At 54.7% G+C, this 2,930-nt stretch carries 2 protein-coding genes; both read left to right on the top strand.

The window, feature by feature from the left end; all coding sequences use genetic code 11:
• Positions 1-37 precede the first annotated feature (37 nt).
• Positions 38-1,738, top strand: a complete 1,701-nt coding sequence (locus L691_RS0118480; protein ID WP_408634764.1) for a methyl-accepting chemotaxis protein — start codon at positions 38-40, stop codon at positions 1,736-1,738.
• A 280-nt stretch (positions 1,739-2,018) separates the two neighbouring features.
• Positions 2,019-2,930 (top strand): threonine ammonia-lyase IlvA (gene ilvA / locus L691_RS0118475; protein WP_025691888.1); only part of this gene is annotated, 912 nt, incomplete at its 3' end.

The raw sequence follows: 2,930 nt of genomic DNA, 5'->3' as shown, positions 1-2,930 counted from the left end.
TAGAGGAAGGAGTCTTCTCGGCTTTTAAGATAAAAATCTGCAGAACGTATATATCGGTCTGGATTCTGTTAACAAGATCATTACCCAGGGTGAGTTCGAACCCCCAGCCGACTACAACATGAAGGAACGTACTTGGTATGCCTCGGCGGTTAAGAATAACCGGCTTACTGTGACCGACCCTTATATTGACGCCGACTCCGGTAAAATGGTCGTTACGCTTAGCGCTCCGATTCTGGACGATAACGGCAAGCTGATCGGCGTGGCGGGTGCGGACATTTCGACGGAGCAAATTACGCAGGCGCTGAAGGGCTTCAACTACAAGGGCAGCGGATTTGCGCTGCTGGTCAATAAGGACGGAACTTTCATTTACCACCCGAACAGCGATTATATTTTGCTTAAAAAGATTAACGAGCTCGGTGAGGAATGGAGGACGGTCGGCGGTAAAATGCTGAAGTGGGACTCAAACGTCATCAAGACAAATATTGACGGTCAGTCCAGCTACGTCTCCTATGCGCCTGCCGTCGACAATCAATGGGCGGAAGCGCTCGTTGTTCCGGCAAAAGCTGCGGAGGGAGCTCTGCGCTCCTTCCAGTTGATTTTCATCCTGTCCACCGTTGCGGCAATCATCATCATAGGCTTAGTGCTGTATTTTGTCGCTGCGAGTATCCTGAGACCGATTCCGGTGCTGACGGAAGCTTTCCAAGCCGCGATGGCCGGGGACCTGTCGGTCCGCGCCAACGTCAAGGCTAAAGGTGAAATCGGTGTTTTGGCCAAAGGCTTCAATGAGATGATTTCCTCCCAACAGGATATGATTAGGGAAATCATGCGCACCTCGCACAGCATTTCGGACCATGTCGAAAATACGGAGAAAAATGTATCCGTTCTGGACGAGAACATTGCCGATGTTTCCGCTACGACCGAGGAGTTGTCGGCGGGAATGCAGCAGACCGCCGCTGCAATGGAAGAGATGAACGCCAGCACGCTGGAGATTGAAGGCGCGATTAACAATATCGCCTTGAAGGCGCAGGATGGCGCCGGGTCGGCCAAAGAAATCAATGAGCGCGCCGAGCGGCTCAAGCAGTCGGCCATCGCGTCCCGGCAGGCCGCCGAGCAGGTCTACGGCCACAGCGAGGAGAAGCTTCGCAGCGCCATTGAGCAGTCCCGGTCGATTGAACAGATCAAGGTGCTGACGACTTCCATTATGGAGATTGCCTCGCAGACGAATCTGCTGTCCCTGAACGCCTCCATCGAAGCGGCCCGGGCTGGCGAGGCGGGGAGAGGATTTGCCGTAGTCGCCGAGGAAATCCGCAAGCTGGCGGAGAATTCACGCTCGGCTGTGAATGAAATTATGCAGGTAACTGGATTGGTTGTTACGGCTGTGGGCAGCCTCGTCGAAGGAGCGGAGGATATCCTGCATTTTATGGACAAGCAGGTCCTGCAGGATTACGACGCCATGCAGAAGACGGGTTCCCAGTACAGCGAGGACGCCAAGTATGTGGAAGATTTGGTTACGGATTTCAGCGCGACTACGGAGGAGCTGCTTGCATCCATCCAGAGTATGCTGCATGCCATCAGCGAAACAGCCATTGCCACGAATGAAGGCGCCGAAGGCGCGGGCAGTATTGCTGAAAGAACGGAACAGATTATCGAGAAATCGGGCAGCATTGTGACGGAAATGGAAGAAATCCGGACCAGCGCGTCGGCGCTGCTGGAAACGGTGTCCCGTTTTAAGGCTTAGGGCCGGATTAGGCCTCAGTCGTAAGTCCCGGCCTCTGCGATTAGTTACTAACCGCAGGGGCTATTTTAATGGCAGCATAAATGACCGGATGCGGATCTGGACGGTCATGGTGGACGCCCTATTTTGGCGAAAATTTGCCGGTTTTGCCGACTGCCGCACCCGCAATGCTTGAAAAAAAGCCGCTGGGGGAGTATGTTACAAGAAGCGGCATTTTGTTCATTTCAAAATCGGCAAGTTTCGGATACGAAACGCTATCAAGACAGTGAAGCGAGGAGAGTTCATGAAGGAAAGCGACAACCGGATCGTGGGTCTGGAAGACATCGTGCGAGCGCATCATATGCTGCGGGAGGTCATTGTTCGGACTCCGCTGCAGCGCGACGAGGTGCTGTCGGCCAAATACGATTGCAATGTATATTTAAAACGCGAGGACCTTCAGGTCGTGCGCTCTTTCAAGATCCGCGGAGCCTATAATATGATCCGCAGTCTCTCCGAGGAGGAGAGAAACCGGGGAATCGTCTGCGCCAGCGCAGGCAATCATGCGCAGGGCGTGGCTTTCTCCTGCCGTGCGCTCGGGATTCACGGCAAAGTCTATATGCCAAGCACTACCCCCAGCCAGAAGGTGAAGCAGGTACGGCGATTCGGCGGAGAGTATGTCGAAGTAGTGCTCAAGGGAGATACGTTCGACGACGCTTATGATGAAGCGATGCAGGCCTGCGTTGAGCACGGAATGACGCTCATTCATCCGTTCGACGAGCCGAAGATCATCGCCGGCAACGGAACGATTGCGATGGAGGTTATGGAGAGTCTGGCCGATCCGGCCGATTTTGTATTTGTGACTATCGGCGGCGGCGGGCTTGCGGCGGGTGTGGGAAGCTATGTGAAGACGGTCAGTCCGTCGACCAAGGTTATCGGCGTGGAACCGCTCGGTGCGGCTTCCATGAGTGAAGCATTCAAGCTGGGCAAGGTCGTCACGCTTTCGGAGATCGACAAGTTCGTCGATGGCGCAGCGGTGAAGCGGGTGGGCGGACTTACGTACGATATTTGCATCCGCACGCTTGACGACATCGTAAAGGTGCCGGAGGGCAAAGCCTGTACGGCTATCTTGGAATTGTACAACGAGAACGCTATCGTGGTGGAACCGGCAGGTTCGCTGCCGATCGCGGCTCTGGATCTGTACCGCGAGCAGATTCGC

It is taken from the genome of Paenibacillus zanthoxyli JH29, assembly GCF_000520715.1.
GTDB classification, from domain to species: Bacteria; Bacillota; Bacilli; order Paenibacillales; family Paenibacillaceae; genus Paenibacillus_AQ; species Paenibacillus_AQ zanthoxyli.
Note: the sequence above shows the minus strand (reverse complement) of the source record. Positions and strands in the feature narration are given on the sequence as shown.